This window comes from Erwinia aphidicola, assembly GCF_014773485.1.
GTDB lineage: Bacteria > Pseudomonadota > Gammaproteobacteria > Enterobacterales > Enterobacteriaceae > Erwinia > Erwinia aphidicola.
Map to the genome: position 1 here is coordinate 284364 of NZ_JACXBP010000007.1, position 20414 is coordinate 304777.

Annotated in this window: 17 protein-coding genes and 2 pseudogenes; 9 read left to right on the forward strand and 10 right to left on the reverse strand. The window is 58.7% G+C overall.

Translation table 11 applies throughout. The features are described from left to right. Window positions 1-58 precede the first annotated feature (58 nt). The 5 genes and pseudogenes from kduD (at window position 59) to ID864_RS18165 (ending at window position 5937) form a co-directional block, all read left to right on the forward strand. The gene (gene kduD / locus ID864_RS18145; protein ID WP_099754373.1) at window positions 59-820 is read left to right on the forward strand and encodes a 2-dehydro-3-deoxy-D-gluconate 5-dehydrogenase KduD; all 762 of its coding nucleotides are present in this window, start codon (window positions 59-61) and stop codon (window positions 818-820) included. 145 nt (window positions 821-965) lie between these two features. Then, entirely contained in the window at window positions 966-1556 is a 591-nt protein-coding gene (locus ID864_RS18150; protein ID WP_048916218.1) for a metal-dependent hydrolase, read from the forward strand. Between the two features lie 162 nt (window positions 1557-1718). Then, window positions 1719-3116, forward strand: coding sequence for an L-cystine transporter (locus tag ID864_RS18155; RefSeq protein ID WP_099754372.1), 1398 nt, complete (start codon window positions 1719-1721; stop codon window positions 3114-3116). Window positions 3117-3286: 170 nt separating this feature from the next. Continuing rightward, a pseudogene (gene katE, locus ID864_RS18160) lies at window positions 3287-5377 on the forward strand (catalase HPII); the annotation flags it as partial. Between the two features lie 152 nt (window positions 5378-5529). Further along, complete coding sequence (locus tag ID864_RS18165; protein WP_048916221.1) at window positions 5530-5937, forward strand: DUF6515 family protein; 408 nt, start codon at window positions 5530-5532, stop codon at window positions 5935-5937. 63 nt (window positions 5938-6000) lie between these two features. Here the strand turns inward: ID864_RS18165 and osmE are convergent, their stop codons facing one another. Further along, window positions 6001-6339, reverse strand: coding sequence for an osmotically-inducible lipoprotein OsmE (osmE, locus tag ID864_RS18170; protein WP_048916222.1), 339 nt, complete (start codon window positions 6337-6339; stop codon window positions 6001-6003). 198 nt (window positions 6340-6537) lie between these two features. Between osmE and ID864_RS18175 the strand changes: the two genes are divergently transcribed. From ID864_RS18175 to cho, 4 genes are all read left to right on the forward strand, one after another. Beyond that, entirely contained in the window at window positions 6538-7122 is a 585-nt protein-coding gene (locus ID864_RS18175) for a TetR/AcrR family transcriptional regulator (RefSeq protein WP_191150036.1), read from the forward strand. Next, the gene (locus ID864_RS18180; protein WP_191150037.1) at window positions 7119-8309 is read left to right on the forward strand and encodes a multidrug effflux MFS transporter; all 1191 of its coding nucleotides are present in this window, start codon (window positions 7119-7121) and stop codon (window positions 8307-8309) included. The genes ID864_RS18175 and ID864_RS18180 overlap by 4 nt, the downstream gene beginning before the upstream one ends. Before the next feature lie 124 nt (window positions 8310-8433). Then, the gene (gene nadE, locus ID864_RS18185) at window positions 8434-9261 is read left to right on the forward strand and encodes an ammonia-dependent NAD(+) synthetase (RefSeq protein ID WP_048916225.1); all 828 of its coding nucleotides are present in this window, start codon (window positions 8434-8436) and stop codon (window positions 9259-9261) included. 83 nt (window positions 9262-9344) lie between these two features. Continuing rightward, a complete protein-coding gene (gene cho, locus ID864_RS18190; RefSeq protein WP_048916226.1) occupies window positions 9345-10214 on the forward strand; it encodes an excinuclease Cho in 870 nt (289 codons plus the stop codon). A 129-nt stretch (window positions 10215-10343) separates the two neighbouring features. Here the strand turns inward: cho and spy are convergent, their stop codons facing one another. The 9 genes and pseudogenes from spy to ID864_RS18230 all read right to left on the reverse strand — a co-directional run bounded on the left by spy (window position 10344) and on the right by ID864_RS18230 (window position 20343). Next, complete coding sequence (gene spy, locus ID864_RS18195) at window positions 10344-10832, reverse strand: ATP-independent periplasmic protein-refolding chaperone Spy (protein WP_048916227.1); 489 nt, start codon at window positions 10830-10832, stop codon at window positions 10344-10346. A gap of 311 nt (window positions 10833-11143) precedes the next feature. Further along, complete coding sequence (gene astE, locus ID864_RS18200) at window positions 11144-12145, reverse strand: succinylglutamate desuccinylase (protein ID WP_048916228.1); 1002 nt, start codon at window positions 12143-12145, stop codon at window positions 11144-11146. 73 nt (window positions 12146-12218) lie between these two features. Further along, window positions 12219-13547, reverse strand: coding sequence for an N-succinylarginine dihydrolase (gene astB, locus ID864_RS18205; protein WP_191150038.1), 1329 nt, complete (start codon window positions 13545-13547; stop codon window positions 12219-12221). Continuing rightward, a complete protein-coding gene (gene astD / locus ID864_RS18210) occupies window positions 13544-15013 on the reverse strand; it encodes a succinylglutamate-semialdehyde dehydrogenase (protein WP_191150039.1) in 1470 nt (489 codons plus the stop codon). The genes astB and astD overlap by 4 nt, the downstream gene beginning before the upstream one ends. Next, window positions 15010-16044: an arginine N-succinyltransferase gene (gene astA / locus ID864_RS18215; protein ID WP_191150040.1), complete on the reverse strand. Its 1035-nt coding sequence runs from the start codon at window positions 16042-16044 to the stop codon at window positions 15010-15012. The genes astD and astA overlap by 4 nt, the downstream gene beginning before the upstream one ends. Next, a complete protein-coding gene (locus ID864_RS18220) occupies window positions 16041-17261 on the reverse strand; it encodes an aspartate aminotransferase family protein (protein ID WP_191150157.1) in 1221 nt (406 codons plus the stop codon). The genes astA and ID864_RS18220 overlap by 4 nt, the downstream gene beginning before the upstream one ends. A 424-nt stretch (window positions 17262-17685) precedes the next feature. After that, window positions 17686-17844 (reverse strand): annotated as a pseudogene (locus tag ID864_RS23890) (type VI secretion system tube protein Hcp); the annotation flags it as partial. A gap of 5 nt (window positions 17845-17849) precedes the next feature. Further along, window positions 17850-18758 carry a bestrophin family protein gene (locus ID864_RS18225; RefSeq protein ID WP_133623474.1) on the reverse strand — a complete coding sequence of 303 codons (909 nt, stop codon included), beginning with the start codon at window positions 18756-18758 and terminating at the stop codon, window positions 17850-17852. A gap of 145 nt (window positions 18759-18903) precedes the next feature. Further along, window positions 18904-20343, reverse strand: a complete 1440-nt coding sequence (locus tag ID864_RS18230) for a YchO/YchP family invasin (protein ID WP_187498631.1) — start codon at window positions 20341-20343, stop codon at window positions 18904-18906. Window positions 20344-20414: the final 71 nt, after the last annotated feature.

Consider the following 20414-nt stretch of genomic DNA (forward strand, 5'->3'; position numbering starts at 1 on the left):
GAATTACCGCCCGCCTGCGCCTATGCTCCCTGCTAACCTCGTTAATCAGGAAGCCGCTATGATCCTCAATGCTTTTAACCTCGAAGGGAAAGTCGCGCTGATCACCGGATGCAACACCGGGCTGGGTCAGGGTATGGCCGTCGGTCTGGCGCAGGCCGGATGTGACATCATTGGCGTCAACCGCTCCGCTGCCTGCGAAACGGCAAAGCAGGTGAGCGCGCTCGGGCGCCGCTTTATCAGCATCACCGCCGACCTGTCGGACAGCCACTGCGTGCCAAAGGTGATGGAGCAGGCGCTGGCAGCCTGCCCGCGGCTCGATATCCTGGTCAACAATGCCGGGATTATTCGCCGCGCAGAGGCGCTGAATTTCAGTGAGCAGGACTGGGATGACGTCATGAACGTCAACAGCAAAACGCTGTTCTTTCTTGCGCAGGCGGTGGCGCGCCAGTTCGTTAAGCAGGGGCATGGCGGCAAAATCATTAATATCGCCTCAATGCTCTCTTACCAGGGCGGCATTCGCGTACCTTCGTATACCGCCTCGAAAAGCGCGGTAATGGGGCTGACTCGCCTGATGGCCAACGAATGGGCACAGTACGGGATCAACGTTAATGCCATCGCCCCGGGCTATATGGCGACCAACAACACTGAACAGCTGCGTGATGATGAAGAGCGCAGTCAGCAGATCCTCAAGCGCATTCCGAGCGGTCGCTGGGGCGAGAGCCGCGATATGATGGGGCCGGTGGTGTTTCTCGCCTCCAGCGCGGCGGACTACGTTAATGGCTATACGCTGGCCGTCGACGGGGGCTGGCTGGCGCGCTAACCCAAAGGCGGGTCAGTTTCTGTGCGACCCGCTCAACATTTCACTGATGTGAAAATATTTATCTTTCGTTACAGCGTCACATATTTATTCTACTGTATATATTCCCTATACTGGATGCATTGACAGTTATGCACCAGGTGTTCCCATGACGGCCGAAGGCCACCTCATATTTGCCATTGCCAGCGCCATTTTCGCCAAACGAGCGGAACTGACGCCGGTGCTGGCCAGCGCAGACTGGTGGCATATTATTCCGGCTACCCTGCTCACCTGCCTGCTGCCGGATATTGACCATCCAAAATCTTTTCTCGGTCAGCGCCTGAAGTGGCTGTCGCACCCTATTGCGCGCGCCTTTGGTCATCGCGGATTCACCCACAGCCTGCTGGCGGTGGCGGGCGGTGTCGCGCTGCTGCAGCTAAAGCTGCCCGCTGGCTGGCTGATCCCTGCCGATGCTTTCCAGGGCATGGTGCTGGGTTACCTCAGCCACATTGTGGCCGACATGCTGACGCCCGCCGGGGTCCCTCTGCTATGGCCGTGCCGCTGGCGCTTCCGCCTGCCGCTGCTGAGAAGCCAGAAAGGCAACCAGCTGGAGCGTGCGCTGTGCCTCGCGCTGGTCGGTTATGCCATCTGGTTTCCGCCGGGTATGCCACCCTTTGGTGCGACCGGCTGGACCAGCCAGGTGGTCAATTCGGTACAAAATGGCTTTAGCCGGGTGATAAACCCGCAAAACGGACATTAATCGACCGATAACGCAACAAAAGTTATAAATCATTCCTTTTGGATATAAGCCTGCACCATCACTAGCTGCTACCATTTCGCCCTTGTGCTGGTTACTGCGCGTCAGAAATTAACTGAGGTCAGTTATGGCACTTTTGCCGACTATTTTTGGGAGAAATGGGAAATGAATTTTCCGCTAATTATTAACCTGGTAGCGTTCGTGGCGCTGCTGCTGCTGGTAGCAAAAACCGGCCGCACCGGCTGGAGCCTGTCGAAGAAAGTGCTGTTCGGCCTGGTGGTCGGCGTACTGTTTGGCCTCGCGCTGCACACCATTTACGGCGAAAACAGCCCGGTAATTAAAGAGTCTGTCAGCTGGTTTAACCTGGTCGGCGGCGGTTACGTTCAGCTGCTGCAGATGATTGTAATGCCGCTGGTGTTCGCATCGATTCTCAGCGCCGTAGCCCGTCTGCATAACGCCTCATCGCTGGGCAAAATCAGCGTGCTGACCATTGGCGTGCTGCTGTTCACCACCGCCATTGCCGCCGCCGTTGGCGTATTCGTTACCTGGCTGTTCGGCCTCAACGCCAGTGGACTGGTGCAGGGCGCACAGGAAAGCGCACGCCTTGCGGCCATTCAGAGCAGCTATGTTGGCAAGGTCGCCGATCTCAGCGCGCCGCAGCTGCTGCTCTCCTTCGTCCCGAAAAACCCGTTTGCCGACCTGACCGGTGCTAACCCGACTTCGATCATCAGCGTAGTGATCTTCGCCGCCTTCCTTGGCGTGGCGGCTCTGCAGCTGCTGAAGGATGATGCCGAAAAGGGCCAGCGCGTACTCAAAGCCATCGATACGCTGCAGTCCTGGGTCATGAAGCTGGTGCGCCTGATCATGAAGCTGACGCCGTACGGCGTGCTGGCCCTGATGACCAAAGTGGTGGCAACCTCTAACCTGAGCGACATCATCAAGCTTGGCAGCTTCGTGCTGGCCTCTTACCTCGGCCTGGCGATTATGTTTGCCGTGCATGCCCTGCTGCTGTCGGTCAACGGTGTGAACCCCCTGCGCTTCTTCCGTAAAGTGTGGCCGGTTATCACCTTCGCCTTCACCAGCCGCTCCAGCGCCGCGACTATCCCGCTGAGCGTGGAAGCGCAAACCCGTCGTCTGGGTATTCCAGAGTCGATTGCCAGCTTTGCGGCATCCTTTGGTGCCACCATTGGCCAGAACGGCTGTGCCGGTCTCTATCCGACCATGCTGGCGGTAATGGTGGCGCCAACCGTGGGCATCAACCCGTTTGACCCCATGTGGATTGCTACGCTGATCGGCATCGTGACCCTCAGCTCTGCGGGCGTTGCCGGCGTTGGTGGTGGTGCAACCTTCGCGGCGCTGATTGTGCTGCCTGCCATGGGCCTGCCGGTCACCCTGGTTGCCCTGCTGATCTCCATCGAGCCGCTGATTGATATGGGCCGCACCGCGCTCAACGTCAACGGTTCCATGACCGCCGGTACGCTGACCAGCCAGTGGCTGAAGCAGACCGATAAAGCGGTAATGAACACCGAGTCAGACAGCGAAGCCGAACTGGCACATCGCTAACCCTCCCGCGGGCCGGATCCCCCCGGCCCGCCTCATTTCGTCATACCCCTGCATTTATCGGGCGTATATCCCTCACTGTTCTATAGTTACTGTTGCCCTAAAATGACAGCAACTGGAGTACATGAGTCATGCCGAAAGAACACAAACCGCAGCAGCAGAAGCCCACTACCGCCCCTGACAACGCCAAAGTGGCTGCGCTGGAACCCTTTCGCAAAAATGGAATGGAACAACCACTGACCACCAATCAGGGTACTCGCATCGCCGATGACCAGAACTCACTGCGTGCCGGAACGCGCGGACCGACGTTGCTGGAAGACTTCATCATGCGTGAGAAGATCACCCACTTTGACCACGAGCGCATCCCGGAGCGTATTGTCCATGCGCGCGGCTCTGCGGCGCACGGCTACTTTCAGACCTATCGCGACATGAGCGAGGTTACCAAAGCGGACTTTCTGCGCTCTCCGGAAAGCGTCACGCCAGTATTTGTGCGCTTCTCCACGGTGCAGGGCGGCGCGGGTTCCGCCGATACCGTGCGTGACATCCGCGGCTGGGCCACCAAGTTCTATACGGAGGAAGGCGTTTTCGACCTGGTGGGCAACAATACCCCGGTGTTCTTTATCCAGGATGCCCATAAGTTCCCTGATTTTGTCCACGCGGTAAAACCAGAGCCGAACAATGAGATGCCGCAGGGGCAAAGCGCCCACGACACCTTCTGGGATTATGTTTCCCTGCAGCCAGAAACCCTGCACAACGTCATCTGGGCGATGTCCGATCGCGGCATTCCGCGCAGCTACCGCACCATGGAAGGTTTTGGCATTCACACCTTCCGCTTTATCAACGCCGAAGGGAAAGGGACGTTTGTGCGCTTCCACTGGAAGCCAGTGGCGGGTAAAGCCTCGCTGCTGTGGGACGAGTCACAAAAGCTGACCGGCCGCGACCCCGACTTCCACCGCCGCGACCTGTGGGAAGCGATCGAAGCGGGAGACTTCCCGGAATATGAGCTTGGCGTGCAGCTTATTCCCGAGGCTGACGAATTCAACTTCGATTTTGACCTACTGGATGCCACCAAGCTTATCCCTGAAGAGCTGGTGCCGGTGCAGCTGATTGGCAAAATGGTGCTCAACCGCAACCCGGATAACTTCTTTGCCGAAACCGAGCAGGTGGCCTTCCACCCGGGTCATATCGTACCGGGAATGGATTTCAGCAACGACCCGCTGCTGCAGGGGCGCCTGTTCTCCTACACCGATACCCAGATCAGCCGTCTTGGCGGCCCTAACTTCCATGAAATTCCGATTAACCGCCCGGTCTGCCCGTACCACAACTTCCAGCGCCAGGGCATGCACCGTATGGAGATCGATACTAACCCGGCCAACTACGAACCCAACTCGATCAACGACAACTGGCCGCGTGAAACGCCACCCGCGCCACAGCGCGGCGGTTTTGAGAGCTATCAGGAGCGTATTGAAGGCCATAAAGTGCGCGAGCGCAGCCCCTCTTTTGAGGAGCACTACTCGCAGCCGCGCCTGTTCTGGCAGAGTCAGACGCCGGTGGAACAGCAGCATATCGTCGATGCTTTCTCCTTCGAGCTAAGCAAAGTCGGCCGCGCCTACATTCGCGAGCGCGTGGTGGACCAGCTGGTGCATATCGATATTTCGCTGGCGAACAGCGTGGCGGAGAACCTTGGCCTGACCCTTTCCGAACAGCAGTTGCAGACGGCCCCCCCTAAGGACGTCAATGGCCTGAAAAAAGATGCCAGCCTCAGCCTGTATGCGGTGCCAAGCGGCACCATTAAAGGCCGCAAGGTGGCGCTGCTGCTCAGCAATGGTTTCAACGCGGCCGATACGCTGGCTGCGCTGCAGGAGCTGAAAAATCACGGGGTGCATGCCAAATTGCTGGCGGCGCACATGGGCGAGGTTCACGCGGATGACGGTTCGACGCTGACCGTGGATGCTACCTTCAGCGGCCTGCCTTCGCTGACGTTTGACGCGGTGCTGGTGCCCGATGGCAACATCGATGCCCTGCTGCTGCGCGGCGATGCCTGTTATTTCCTGCTGGAAGCCTACAAACACCTGAAAGTGATTGGGCTGAGCGGCAACGCACGGCGCTTTAAGGCACAGTTCGGGCTGGCTGACGATGATGAAGAAGAGGGCATCATCTGCGACAGCAAAACTGAGGGGGTGTTGATGAGCGAATTCCTGGCCGCGCTGGGTGCTCACCGTATCTGGTCACGCAGCCAGAAAGCGCTCAGCGTCCCGGCGTAAGCGCCCTGCTCATCACAATCTGAGGGCAATCGTGGCGGTCAGGTAAAGGAAACGTTAAGCGCTGTAAGCAGCGGCAAATGGCGAGGGGTTGGCGCTTGTATTTATCCCGGGTAAGGAAGATGCTGAACCCGGTATGAACCAGGAGAATGCTTATGAAAAAGGTGATAACCACACTTTTCGCCTTATCGCTGCTTACCCCGGCGCTGGCATCGGCCCATCCCGGCGGCTGGGGTCCCGGCCCCGGTCCGGGCTGGCATCATGGCGACGGCGGCTGGCACGGCGGCCACGGACCCGGGCGCTTATCGTTTCTTCCCGGTGCTGCCGCTGCGGTGCTGATTGGCGGCCTGACTTACTATGTGCTTAACGGCAACTACTACCAGCGCCAGAACGATAACACCTATGTGGTGGTTGACCGCCCGGTGGAACATTACCGCGACAGTTACGACGACATGCGCGCGCTGGATTACAACGGTGAGCGATTTTACGTGCAGGACGGCCATTACTACCGCCGCAGCATCAACGGTGAATATCTGGAAGTTCCACGGCCGCCGGGTCTGTAACTTGCTAAAAATGACAAAAAAAAACGGTCACCGCGGTGACCGTTTTTTTTACGTAACCAACAGTTACTTGGTGGTAGCCTGCGGGTCGGTATCGTAATCTTTGCAGCTCTGGAAGCCGTAGTTCATCACACGGCCGGTGTCGCTATAGCTGACAAAGTAAGTCTGCTGTTTACCGTCACGTTCGCCCAGCACATACGTCTGGCAGGTGCCGCGAGCGTGGACCATGGTAATTTCGGTAGAAGGTGGGCCGGCGATGTCACGCACCTGCTGGCGGGTCATCCCTTTTTTCACGTCCTGCACTACTGGTTTGGTGACATAACTTTCAGCCCGGTCGTAGGCAGTACAGCCAGACAACACGGCCAGGGCAACAGCAGCACCAATCAATCCCGTCAACTTACGCATTTATTCTTCCTCATTTATTATCCATGTAAGCTTAAGCCTGGAATATAAATGCAGATTTATCAACTTTATGGCGTCAAATTATTATCGATCTCTCTGCTCCACGCCTATAATGCAGCCATTGAGAATGAACATTCGCATTCCTGTTATTGCTGTAGCTTACAGATTGTTATGGGTCACTCACCCCCAAGCGGAGAGCCGATGAGCACACAAGCAGAAGCACGCGATGCGCGCCACCGTCTGCGCCAGGACGAGATTATCACTGCTGCCCGCCGCTGTTTTCGCCAGCATGGTTTTCATGGCGCCAGCATGGCGCAGCTGGCGCTGGAAGCGCAGCTCAGCGTGGGGCAAATCTATCGCTACTTCACCAATAAAGACGCGATTATTGAAGAGATCATCCGCCGCATAATCGACTACCGCCTGCAGGAGATGATATCCACCAGCGGCAACATCTACCTGCCCGAGCTGCTGGCGTGGCGCAGGGTACGCAATGAAGAGGATGAAGCCCTGATGATCGAGGTTGCCGCCGAAGCCACGCGAAACCCCGGAGTGGCAAAGATGATGGCCGATGCCGACCAGCGTATGTTCACCCAGGCCTGTCGCAAAGTGGCGGATGAACATCCTGAGTTCAGCCCTGAGCGGGTTCGCGCCTCGGTCGAGATCCTCGCCGTCATGGTGGAAGGCACCTCTTACCGCCGCATCACGCCGCAGAAAGCGTCAGCAGAACGTCTCTATACCCTTTATCAGCAAATTAACGACCTTCTTTTCAGATCAGAGGAATCATGACACCTGCTCATCCCAAACGTCTTGGCTATGCCATCACGCTCGGCCTGCTGGCGGCTCTTGGCCCGCTTTGCATCGATCTCTACCTGCCCGCGCTGCCGGAACTGGCTAAAGACCTGCACACGCCGACCGCAACGGCACAGCTGAGCCTGACCGCCGGGCTGCTCGGCCTTGGCTTAGGCCAGCTGTTTTTCGGCCCGCTAAGCGATAAATATGGCCGTATTCGCCCGCTGCTGCTGTCGCTGGTGCTGCTGCTGGTGGCCTCCATCGGCTGTGCGCTGGCGCAGGATATCCATCAGCTGCTGCTGGCGCGGCTATTTGAGGGGCTGTCCGGGGCTGGCGGTGCGGTGCTGTCGCGCGCCATTGCCCGCGATATGTACAGCGGCCACGAGCTGACCAAATTCTTTGCGCTACTGATGCTGGTCAACGGCCTGGCGCCGATTGCTGCGCCAGTGCTGGGCGGCGCGCTGATGGCGTTCCTCGACTGGCGCGGGCTGTTTATGGTGCTGGCGGCGATTGCCGTGCTGCTGTTTGTGCTGGCACGCCTCAAGCTGCACGAGACCCTGCCCGCTGAGCGGCGCAGCCAGGGCAGTCTGTTCTCTTCCTGGGCGGCTCTCGGCCAGGTGGTCACTCATCGCCCGTTTATGGGCTTCTGCCTGACGCAGGGCTTTATGATGTCGGGCATGTTCGCCTATATCGGCGCATCGCCGTTCGTCCTGCAGCAGATCTACCAGCTTTCCCCTCAGGCATTCAGCTTCTGCTTCGCCGCCAATGGGGTCGGCCTGATTATTGCATCACAGGTTAGTGCACGCCTCAGCCCGCTGTGGGGTGAGTATCGCGTGCTGAAAGGCGGGCTGGTGCTGGCGTTTATCTCTTCCGGCAGCCTGCTGGTGGCGGGGCTAAGCAGCGCGAGCCTGCCGCTGGTACTGGTGGCGCTGTTCTTTAGCGTGGCCAGCAACGGCGTGATCTCCGTCACCGCGGCCTCGCTGGCGATGCAGAGCCAGGGGCACCGTGCAGGCAGCGCTTCGGCCGTGATTGGCGTCACCATGTTTACCCTGGGCGGCATTAGCGTCCCGGTTACCGGTATCGGTGGCACCTCGGTACTGACCATGAGCGCCACCATCTTTGGCTGTTATATGCTGGCGATTCTGATGTTCAATCTGCTGGCACAGAAAGCGAAAACAGCCTGACCCAATCAGACCCGGTGCAGAGAGTAACGTATTGATTGTTGTGGTTTCGCGCCGGGCACGTTAGCTTAAACAGATAAATTGCACACGGTCGCCGCCAGTCGGCGCTGAAAATGAGGAGAGGTAAATGGCTCTGCAACAGGACATTATCGCGGCGCTGGGCGTCAAGCCCACTATTGATGCTCAGGCAGAAATTCGCACCAGCGTTGAATTTCTTAAATCCTATCTGAAAACGTATCCGTTCCTGAAGTCGTTGGTGCTGGGCATCAGCGGCGGTCAGGACTCTACCCTGACGGGTAAACTGTGCCAGATCGCCATTAACGAACTGCGCGCTGAAACTGGCGACAGCAGCTACCAGTTTATCGCGGTGCGCCTGCCGCACGGCGTACAGGCCGATGAGCAGGACTGCCAGGACGCCATTGCGTTTATTCAGCCGGATCGCGTGCTGACGGTGAACATCAAGGCTGCGGTGCAGGCCAGCGAGCAGGCGCTGCGCGATGCCGGAATTACGCTTTCCGATTTTATTCGCGGCAACGATAAAGCGCGCGAGCGCATGAAAACCCAGTACAACATTGCCGGTATGACTTCCGGGGTGGTGGTCGGCACCGACCACGCGGCGGAAGCCGTCACCGGGTTCTTTACCAAATACGGCGATGGCGGCACCGATATCAACCCGATCTTCCGCCTGCATAAAGGTCAGGGTAAGCAGCTGCTGAAAGCGCTGGGCTGCCCGGAGCACCTCTATCTGAAGCACCCCACCGCCGACCTTGAAGACGATCGTCCGGGCCTGCAGGATGAAGTGGCGCTGGGCGTGACCTATGAGATGATCGACCGCTATCTGGAAGGGCAAACCATCGACCCGGCGGCAGCGAAAACCATTGAGAACTGGTATCTGAAAACCGAACACAAACGCCGCCCGCCGATTACGGTGTTTGACGATTTCTGGAAACGTTAACCCCTTCGGCCCTTTTCACCGGTTATTCCTTACGCGAAAACTCCTGCTATACTGTGCGCATACACAGTATGCCGGAGTTTTTAGTGGTCAGAAGAATAGCCAGTCATCGCCTTGAGTTTGAACCCGCCGCGATCTACCAATATCCGGAACAGCTGCGTCCGTGGCTCGAGTCCCTGCCCTCCCTGCCCGGCGTCTATATTTTTCATGGTGAAAGCGAAACCCTGCCGCTGTATATCGGTAAAAGCGTCAATATCCGCAGCCGGGTGCTGTCGCATCTGCGCACGCCGGATGAAGCACGCATGCTGCGCCAGGCCACGCGCATCAGTTTTATCCCTACCGCCGGTGAGCTGGGCGCGCTGCTGCTGGAAGCCCAGATGATCAAACTGCAGCAGCCGCTGTTCAATAAACGCCTGCGCAAAAACCGCCAGCTGTGCGCGCTGCAGATCCGCGCCGGGCGCCCGCAGGTGGTGTATGCCAAAGAGGTCGACTTCTCGCACACCCCGGATCTGTTCGGCCTGTATGCCAGCCGCCGCGCCGCGCTGGACACCCTGCAAAAAATTGCCGACGAGCAGCGGCTCTGCTACGGCCTGCTGGGGCTGGAAACGCTGACTAAAGGTCGCGCCTGCTTCCGCTACAGCCTGAAACGCTGCGCCGGAGCCTGCTGTGGGGAAGAGTCACTGGAGGCGCACCAGCAGCGCCTGCTGGCGGCGCTGGACGCCGTGCGCCTGCAGTGCTGGCCATGGCCGGGTGCCGTCGCCGTGGTGGAAAAAGGCGTCAGCCAGCAGCAGATACATGTGATCAATAACTGGCTCTACCTCGGTTCAGTCAGCGATCTGGCGGATGCCGCCGCCCTGTGCACCACCCCGCCCGGTTTTGACAGCGACGGTTATAAGATCCTCTGCAAGCCGCTGCTGAAAGGCAGCCTGCCGATCATCCCTCTGCCCGGCGCCTGAACAAAACAAAACCGCCGACGGTGACCACGGCCATTCAGGCGGTGTGGGCAACGTCGGCGGTCTCAGATTTGTGCAGCCTGCTCGGGTCGAAGGGGGAAGGCATCCCTCCCCACTTCGAAACTAGCGGATTTAATCTTCTGCAGGCGCCATTTTACCTTCATGCTGCGGCTTTTCAGTCAGACGTTTCTCAAAGTTCTGATTAAACTGTTTTTTCTGTTCAGGGGTCAGCACGTTATACAGCTTGTTTTGCGTCTCCAGCATCGACATTGCCCGCGCTTTGCCGTTGGCAGACATCTGTTCAGCCTGCGCTTCTGCCTTCGCCTTGTCGAAGCTGTCGGAGGCAATAATGTTATGTACCGCACGGCGCTCTTCCAGCGACGGGCGCTTCATCTCTTTATGGGACTCTTTCATGATGGTGCGCATCTGTTGTTTCTGCGCGTCCGTCAGATTCAGTCCTTTAAACATCTCGTGCATTCCACCGTGACGCGGTGGCTTATGCATCATCGGCTTGTCGGCGCCCGCCGGCGGTGGCGTCAGAGTATCAGCGGCTGCATGAACGATATTTGCAGCACCCAGAGCCAGTGAAGCGGCAACAAAAACAGAGGTTAATTTACGCATAATATAGTCCTTACTTTTCAGTTCAATGACGACGCGATTGTCGTGATGTCGGAAGCAAGTTTACGGCGCTGAACGTCAAGTAGTCAGAGCGTCAGTAAAGCCCTGAAAGCATAAAAGACAATTTGACGCCAATCATGAAGAGAATGCGAAGATTATGGTGAGGAATTGCAAAAGAATATGAATTTGCACAGGTTTATGCAGAAATTATGGAGGAGTGTAATCTGTGCGGCAGGATAGCGGAAGGAAAAGTTAACGCATTAACGGCCTGGCTACTGCATGACTGAGCCGCCACGGGGCGGCTCATTTTCAGGTTACGGCGTGGAGCCGAGCGCCTCATTATGCGCATTATCTTCGACCAGCATCAGCCCGGCACGCAGGCCGACCGCGACGTTGGGATTAGGGAACAGCACGTACTCCCGCGCCTGCTGGACAAAATAACGCTTCTCGCCATCTTCTGCCAGCAGCGTGCCCTGCGGGAAAACGGTGAAGTTCAGCGTGTCGTCGTTCATATGCAGCACAAAGCTATCCGACAAACGGGTGATCTGCTGAGAGACCCGATAGCGGCGCGGCGCCTCAGCGACGGCAGGCGGTTCCCCCCCGCAAATCAGCGCGATCAGCGCCTGCCGGGCCGCGCTGAACTGGCTGAGATCGTTCTGCCCAAACGGCAGTGCTTTACCCAGTTCCAGCGTACAGCTGGCAGCCTGAAAATGCTGGCTGCTATAGTGGGTAAATGTGCCACCCGGTGCGCGGTGGAACACCAGCGCCTCCAGCCCGGCAACGCCCAGCCACGCCATAAAATCTTCCGGCCACGGCGTGTCGCGCAGCGGCAGCACGCCAAAGCGCGTATGCCATGAGCCGCGGATCGCGGTGTGCATATCAATATGCCAGCGCACCTCTTCGTACTCGCCGGCCTGCCAGAAGTTCTCCATCGCCTGCTCCAGCCGCCAGGCGCGGCGCGCTTCCGGACAGTCTTCATACTGCTGCCAGCGGCCGCCAAACATGCGGTTCATATCGCCGTGCAGATAGCGCTTATTACGCCTCAGCGCTGCCGGGTTGCCATAAATCACCAGCAGCCGCGTCTGCAGCGGCCGCTCGCCGCGCAGCAGAGAGTCCAGCAGCGGCTCAACAATTTCTACCGGGGCCGTCTCGTTGCCGTGGATCCCGGCAGAGACCACCAGCGCCATGGTCGCCGGTTGGGTCGGGGTCAGTTCAACGATCCCCTCATCGATCCAGCGCCAGATGAGATGCTCATTACGCCCCTCAGGCGCGGAGGGGGTTTGCCCGTTTAGCGTGGTGGTGAGGAAGTCCTGCATTGATACTCCTTAGAATCAATCGCCGTTCAGCCATGACAGGCCGGAGCTGATCTCCGGCCCTGCGATCATCGCGTTACTGCTGAAAACGGTAAACATTGCCTAAGTTTAGCAGCTTCGTCAGCTCATCGAGAGCTTCACGTCCTTCACGCAGCAATTGCGGGTCGGCCAGGTCAGCCTGCGACAGCCGGTCGCGGTAGTGGCGCTCTACCCAGCCGTTGAGCGTGGCGAACAGCTGGTCGTTCATCATCACCGCCGGATTGACCGCCGCCTGCTGCTGCTCATTCAGCACTACGCGCAGGCGCAGACAGGCCGGGCCGCCGCCGTTGCACATACTTTCGCGCAGGTCGAATACTTTCAGTTCGTCAATCAAGCCGCCGCGGGTGACCAGCTCGCTGAGATACGCCCAGACGCCCGCATGGCGGCGCGCCTCTTCCGGCAGAACCAGCAGCATTTTGCCGTCTGGCTTGCTCAGCAGCTGGCTGTTGAACAGATAGGTTGACACCGCATCGGCCACGCTCACCCGGCTATCCGGAACTTCGATGGCGCTGAAGCCCGGCACTTTCGCCCCCAGCTCCGCCAGCAGCTGCGGCTGATGAACAAAGGCCTGCTGATGGCAAAACAGCGCCTGCTGGTTGCTGACGGCAATCACGTCATTGTGGAACACCCCCTGGTCGATCACCGCCGGATTCTGCTGAGCGAATACCGTGCGGGCCGGATCAAGCTGATGCAGCCGCGCCACGGCTTCACTGGCCTCCAGCGTCTGCCGTGCCGGGTAACGCACGGGAGCCACCTCGCCACGGCGTTCTGCGCGCCCATAGACAAACAGCTGCACGCCCGGCTCGCCGTAGCCGTTGCCAAAGCGGTTGTGGTTGGCCGCGCCCTCATCACCAAACATCGCCACCTGCGGCAGCGCGTCGTGCACGCTGAAGTGGTCACGGTCGCGGAAAATAGCGCGCAGCAGCGCCGCCGTGGTGGGGGCTTCTATCGCGCGGTGAAACTTATTGTTCAGATTGGCCACGGTGAGATGCACGCGACCGTCGGCGCTGTCCGCCGAAGGGGATACGGTCGCGGCATTGGCGACCCACATTGCCGACGCCGAACTGGCGGCAGAAAGCAGCTGCGGTGCCTGTTTTGCCGCCTGCGCCAGCACCTGGTCATCGCTGCCGCTAAAGCCAATCTGGCGCAGCGCTTCAATATTCGGGCGCTGGTGCGGCGGGATCACGCCCTGGGCAAAGCCCATATCCGCCAGCGCTTTCATCTTCATCAAGCCCTGCAACGCCGCCAGCTTCGGGTTGGACTGCTGGTGCTGGTTGCGGGTTGAGGCTTCATTACCAAACGACAGCCCGGCATAGTGGTGGGTCAGCCCCGGCAGGCCGTCGAAGTTAACTTCACGTGCGCTCATCGGGCACCTCCTGCATCGCTAAAATCGAGGCCCGGTGACAGACTGGCAGGCAGCGACAGATCGCTGGACTCCAGCGAGGCCATCGGCCAGGCGCAGTAGTCTGCAGCATACCAGGCGCTGGCGCGGTGGTTACCGGAAGCACCGATGCCGCCGAATGGCGCGGTACTGGCTGCCCCGGTCAGCGGTTTATTCCAGTTCACGATCCCGGCACGCGCTTCAATCAGCAGGCGCTCAAACTTCTCACGCTGTGGGGAGATCAGCCCGCAGGCCAGGCCGTAGCGGGTGTTATTGGCAATGCGTATCGCCCGGTCGAAATCGTCGTAGCGGATCACCGTCAGCAGCGGCCCGAACACCTCTTCATCCGGCAGGTTGGCAACATCGGTCACGTCAATAATGCCCGGCGTCAGGATCGCGCTGTCGCGCTGCGGCCACTGCATCGCCAGCAGCACTTTGCCGCCGCTATCGATGCGTGCCTGCCATTCGCTGTAGATCTTCTCAGCGGCCTGCAGCGAGATCACGCTGCCCATAAAGGGCTGCGGCTCGGCATTCCAGCTTCCGCTGCGAATTTTTGCCGCCACTTCAACCAGGCGTTGCAGGAAGGCATCCCCCGCCGCGCCGCGCTTCACCAGCAGACGGCGCGCACAGGTGCAGCGCTGCCCGGCGCTGATAAACGCCGACTGAATGGCGATATGCACCGCGCCGTCGATATCATCAGGATCTTCGACGATCAGCGGATTGTTGCCGCCCATCTCCAGCGCCAGCATTTTAGCAGGCTGCCCCGCCAGCTGACGGTGCAGCTGATAGCCGGTTGCCGCACTGCCGGTAAACAGCACGCCGTCCATCTGCGGCTCCTGCGACAGCGCCTGGCCGGTTTCGCGCCCGCCCTGTACCATATTCAGCACGCCACCCGGCAGCCCGGCACTCAGCCACAGCCGCACGGTGATCTCCGCCGTCAGCGGTGTCAGCTCGCTCGGTTTGAACACCACGCAGTTGCCCGCCAGCAGCGCTGGCACGATATGCCCATTCGGCAGATGTCCGGGAAAGTTGTACGGGCCGAATACCGCCATCACGCCGTGCGGACGGTGGCGCAGCGAGCTGTCAGCACCACTCTGCTCGCCGGTGCGCTGATGATAGGCGCGCACGGAGATCGCCACTTTATTGATCATCGCCTGCACTTCGGTCTGGGTTTCCCAGCGCGGCTTGCCGGTTTCGCGCGAGATCGCCTCACTCAGCTCCACTTTGCTTTTTTCCAGCAGAACGGCAAATTTCTCAGCAATTGCCTGACGCTCGGAGAACGGGCGTCGCGCCCAGGCTGGAAAGGCAGCCCGGGCCGCGGCACAGGCGTCAGTCACCTGCCCGGCGCTGGCGGCTTTACCCTGCCACAGCAGCTCGCCGTGTACCGGATCGGTTTTTGTGATGTTGTCGCCGCCGCCGATCAGCCACTGGCCGTTAATACAGTGCGTCATGCTTTTTTCTCCTCACGAAAAAGTGTCACCACCCGCAGCTTATCGCCCGGCTGGCACAGCAAAATCTCTGCCTGTTCTGGCGTAATACTGATGCTCTCTGCCTCTGCATTGGCAGGCAGCAGGATCGCGCGGAACTGCTGATAGTTTTCATTCGACACCAGGCACAGCGGCAGGTTTTCGTCCTGCTGCGGGTCGATGCGCGCCGTCATAGGGTGGCTTTTACGAATCGCCCGTACGCGATCAATGTCGCACTCCAGCGTCGGGCCGCCGTCGAAAATGTCAATGTAGTTCTGGAACTGGAAACCCTCGGCTTCCAGCACGGCGCGCGCCGGAGCCGTTTGCGGATGAACCTTGCCGATCACTTCGCGCGCGTCTGGCGTCAGGTAGTCGATATACAGCGGATGCTTCGGCATCAGTTCGGCGATAAACGCCTTCTGCCCGGTGCCGCACAGATAGTCGGCATCGGCGAAGGACATGGAGAAGAAGCGGCTGCCCACGCTGTCCCAGAACGGCGAACGTCCCTCGTCATCGATCCAGCCGCGCATCTCCGCGACCACCTTCTGCATAAAGTGCTGGCGAAAACCGGCCATAAACAGAAAGCGCGATTTAGATAACAGGTAACCGTTTTTGCCATTGCGGTAGTCCGGATCAAGGAATAGCGTACAGAGCTCGCTGCTGCCGGTATGGTCGTTGCTGAGCGACAGCGTCGGCAGCATGTTATACACGTTCAGCTCTTTCGAGGCGTGCACCTGGGTGCCGACGCGAAAGTTGTACCACGGGTCCTGCAGACCGACCGCCACTTCAATCGCGCAGATCCCGACGGCCTTCTGACTCTCACTGTCGGCCAGCACAAACACGTATCCCTGTTCTGCACGCGGCAGTTCACCCTGCCAGGTCAAAATCGAACGTTCGATACGCGCCGACAGCGTGTCGCTGTCGGCAGGCAGTGAGGTCAGTCCCCCGCCGGTTTTGCCGGCGAGGTGCATCAGCTGTGCCAGATCGTCTCGTTCAACGGGACGAATAAACATCATAGGCCGGCTCCTTCAGTGAGCGTACGGCAGGCACGTTCAAAGCGGGCCAGCCCTTCGGTCACTTCCTCGCGGGTGATAATCAGCGACGGCGCGAAGCGCACCACGTTGGCCCCGGCAATCAGCACCATCAGCCCTTCGCTGGCCGCTGCCTGATTGATCTGTTTGGCTTTACCCTGGAAATCCTGATTCAGCACGCAGCCGATCAGCAGGCCGAGGCCGCGAATTTCGCTAAACAGCTGCAAACGCTGGTTGATCTGGTTGAGACCGTCGACAAACCACTGATGACGCTCCATCACGCCCGCCATCACTTCCGGGCGATTGATCAGCTCCATCACTTTTCCACCCACCGCCCCTGCCAGCGGATTGCCGCCGTAGGTAGTGCCGTGGCTGCCAACGTTGAGGTGCGCCGCCAGCGTTTCGGTGGTCAGCATCGCACCAATCGGGAAGCCGCCGCCCAGCGCTTTCGCGGTGGTCAGCACGTCCGGCGTTACCCCGTAGTGCATGTAGGCATACAGCGAACCAGTGCGGCCCACCCCGCTCTGCACTTCGTCAAAAATCAGCAGCGCGCCGTGCTGGTCGCACAGCTCACGCAGGCCACGCAGGAATGCCGGCTGCGCCGGAACCACACCTCCTTCGCCCTGGATCGGTTCAACGATCACCGCACAGGTGCAGTCGTTAATCAGCGCGGCAGCGGAGGCGAGGTCGTTATACACCGCGTGCTGAATACCACCGGGCAGCGGCGCAAAATCTTTCGAGTAGGCGGGCTGCCCACCGGCAGAAACGGTGAACAGCGTGCGTCCGTGAAACGCGTTGTTAAACGCCACGATGCCATTTTTATCTTCAGCACCATTATCATGGGCCACTTTACGCGCCAGCTTCAGCGCTGCTTCGTTGGCTTCCGCACCGGAGTTACAGAAAAACGCCCGGTCGGCAAAGGTGGCATCCACCAGCTGCTTCGCCAGGCGCAGGATAGGCTCATTGGTATAACCGTTGCCGGTGTGCCACAGCAGTGCGGCCTGCTGCTGCAGCGCCAGCTGCAGGTCCGGGTGGGCATGGCCCAGGGCATTAACCGCAATGCCACCGGCAAAGTCGATATACGACTTGCCCTCCTGATCCCATAAGGTCGACCCTTCAGCCCTGACCGGCACAAAGCTGGCAGGTGCGTAGGTAGGAACAATCCATTGATCAAAGTTTTGACGGGTGACTGACGGTTGCATAGCGGCCTCGTATTTCATTATCCCCTGCTTGCGTGCAGGGTGAATTAAAAGTTTAAAAAATGTTAATGAGATGATTCATTGCAGCTCTACTGTAGATTGCACGCTGCGTGCCAGCTAGCGGTAAAAATGCATAAACCATTTTGAACAACCATATATCAATCACTTACGTCAAGTCGCTATTCACACTTAATGCATAAAAAGTGAATAAGATTCCGATCCGCCCGGCTTAACCGCACAATAAAAAGCAGAATTATGCATTGCTAAAATAAAATATCGATTATGTGATCAAAGCCAGAATTAGGTTTTAAAAGAGGCAGTTAGCGCACCAAAATGAACCAGTTGCACCAAAAGAGGGAGAGTTAAGAAAGGTTAAAACTTATCAAGGGTGGCAGGCTGCCACCCTGAGAAAGGGTCATTTGCCAGCTCAGGCCGTCATACGTTCGTTCCATGAGTCTTTGAATACAATGTGTCCGTTGCAATGCTTCCGGGTAATCATTTCGTAGCGCAGCATGATGGTTTCTAAATGCGTGCCCGTTGCGGCGCCAGGATAGAGATCCGGCGTGATTGAAACGATTTTGACGTTAACCATTACGTCAGGCGATAGTGTTTATCCGGCACCGGGGTATCGGGCAGTTCGGTTTCCAGACTCATCTCGCGCAGGTTGATCTCAATATTGATACACATGGCATCCAGCGGCAGATGGTTTTTGGCAAGGCCAAACGGCATCTCCAGCTCCTCTGCCAGCGTGTCCAGCGACAGGAAGGTGTAAGAGATAAACACCGACACCAGCGGCGTCATGTAATGCAGGTCCGGCACCAGCGCGAACGGCAGCAGCGTACAGAACAGGTAGACCGTGCGGTGCAGCAGCAGGCCGTAGGCAAAGGGCACCGGCATGCTCGCCAGCCGCTCGCAGCCGCCCAGCACCTGCGACAGCTGGTTAATATTGCTGTCCATATGCTGGTAGAGAATATCGGAAATATTGCCACGACGTCGCTGTTCCGCCAGCCAGTTCGACAGCTGCAGCTCAATAAAGTTAGTCGGCGCGCGGCGCGTTAAGATTTCATCGGCTTCATCACCGAGATAGCGGCGCAGGTCCGCATGGGCATCGGTGCGGCGCAGCTGGTGCTTCAGGCTGTAGCAAAATGCCAGCAGCAGCGCCATCACGCGCGGCGCTTCTGCGGGGGAAATGGCCTGCGCCAGCCGCTGCAGCGTGCGGCAGGCAATCAGTAAGTTGCCCCAGAACATGCGCGCCTCGATAAAGCGACCAAAGCAGACGCTGTTGCGAAAGCCAAGAAACACCGCAATCGACACCCCGAGCAGGCTGAACGGGGCCAGCGTCAGCTTAATCCCCAGGGTTTCATACCAGTCGAGACAGTAAATCGCGATGATCGACATCAGCAGATTCAGCGACAGGCGGAACCAGATGCCAGGTAATACCGAACCGTGCCAGGCGAACAGGCGGACAAACCAGTGACTATTTGTTGGGCGGATGATCATGATGTGAGGATGAGTGGGATTTTTCGCGATTGTGCGGAAAAATCTCGCGCCTGAGAAGTGATATTTTGTGAGTTTAGTCACATATATTTGCTGGCCGCATATTGACAAAAATCACCCTCTCAGCGGCCAGAACATTCCCCTGTTTTCAGGGTGCCATCAGGTTGAAATCGCCGTTATCCGGAGCCTGTAGCGTCACGGGAGGTGCCAGCTTGAGGGTGATCCAGTTCGAGGTAACGCGCTGTTGCCTGCTGTCCTCCAGCGTCACCGACAGATGATATTCATTGCTGGCCCCTTCGCTGCTATCCCACGCGGGAATAATGATGCTCCAGCCCTGGGTGCTGGCATTGCTGGCCGGTGGCGTCAGGCTCAGGGCCTGGGTATCCCCCTGCCAGCTGACCGCTTTAATCGCATTGCTGTTGCGCACCTGCAGCTTGAGCGGCAGGGTTTCGCCCGGCTGCACCTGCCACGGCGGCGTGGCAAGGAACACCGACAGGGTTTTACGCTGGCGGAAGGCCATCACCGGGGAGTTGTTGCGATCCACGCTGTCATAGCGGCTGCCGCTCAGCGACTGCGCCGCCGCGACGTTATCTGCCGACAGCTGTTTACTCAGCGCCACGCCGATGCGGTAGTTCATCTTCAGGGCGAACTGATCCTGCGACTCGCCGCCGTCGCCCTCTTTATGCAGCGCGCTGAGGGTGAACAGCGGTACCGGGGTGTAATTGACGCCGAACGAGACCGCCGCAGGGTTGGTCATCTGGGTGCCGCTGTTAAACAGGTCAACGTTCTGGCCAAGGTACTGCTCATAGCTGAGCGAGACGCCAAGCTGGCGGTAAAAAGGCAGGTAGCCGCGGGTGGTAATATCGTAGCCGCGCGCCATACGCATCTGGCTGGTACTGCTGCGATTGCGCCAGCCGGAGAGCGGCTGGTAGTAGTTGGCAGAGAAGCGTAAATACTCGCCCCAGGCCTCGGCCCCCAGCGAACCGCGCTGCTGGCTGGAGTCGATAAGATCGTCGACAAAGGCGTTATAGCCAAGTCGCCAGCTGCCGGCGATCCAGCGCTGACCGAGACCGGCATTGCCCACCGTGCCATATTCCGTCTGCTCAACGCCCAGCTGGCTAAAGGTGAGATACTGGTAGTTATCCTGCCACGGCGTCAGCAGCTGCGCCGAGGTGCCGTTAAAGCTCCCTTCCGCATCAACGTTAAGCGATACCGTGGCGCGCCCGTAGGGGGACAACAGCTGTTCGCCCTCGCTGGCGACGCGCTCGCTGGCCGCATCGCGGAAGCGGTTGAACGCCCAAATCCCCGCCTGTTCGCGCAGCGACTTATCGCTGTCGCTGTTCATACTGGCTTCGCCAATCGTTTTCGCTGCCGTGGCGATTTTTTTCGCCAGCTCGCCACTGCTGTCGGTACTGCCCAACTCAGGCAATTGCTGCTGGAGCTGGCTAAAGCGGGCGGGATCGTCAAACGGGGCATCGGCAACGCGGTCAGAAGCGTCAAAGGCATACGCCGGGCAAAGCGGCAAACCGCTGACCGCAAGGGTGATGAACAGCGCTGAAAGGGGGAATGGGTGTTTAAATCTGGTCATAACCTCGAAGCAGTGTAGTTTTATAAAAAGTGAGATCTGATTCACAAATCAATAAAACTAACCTTAACACA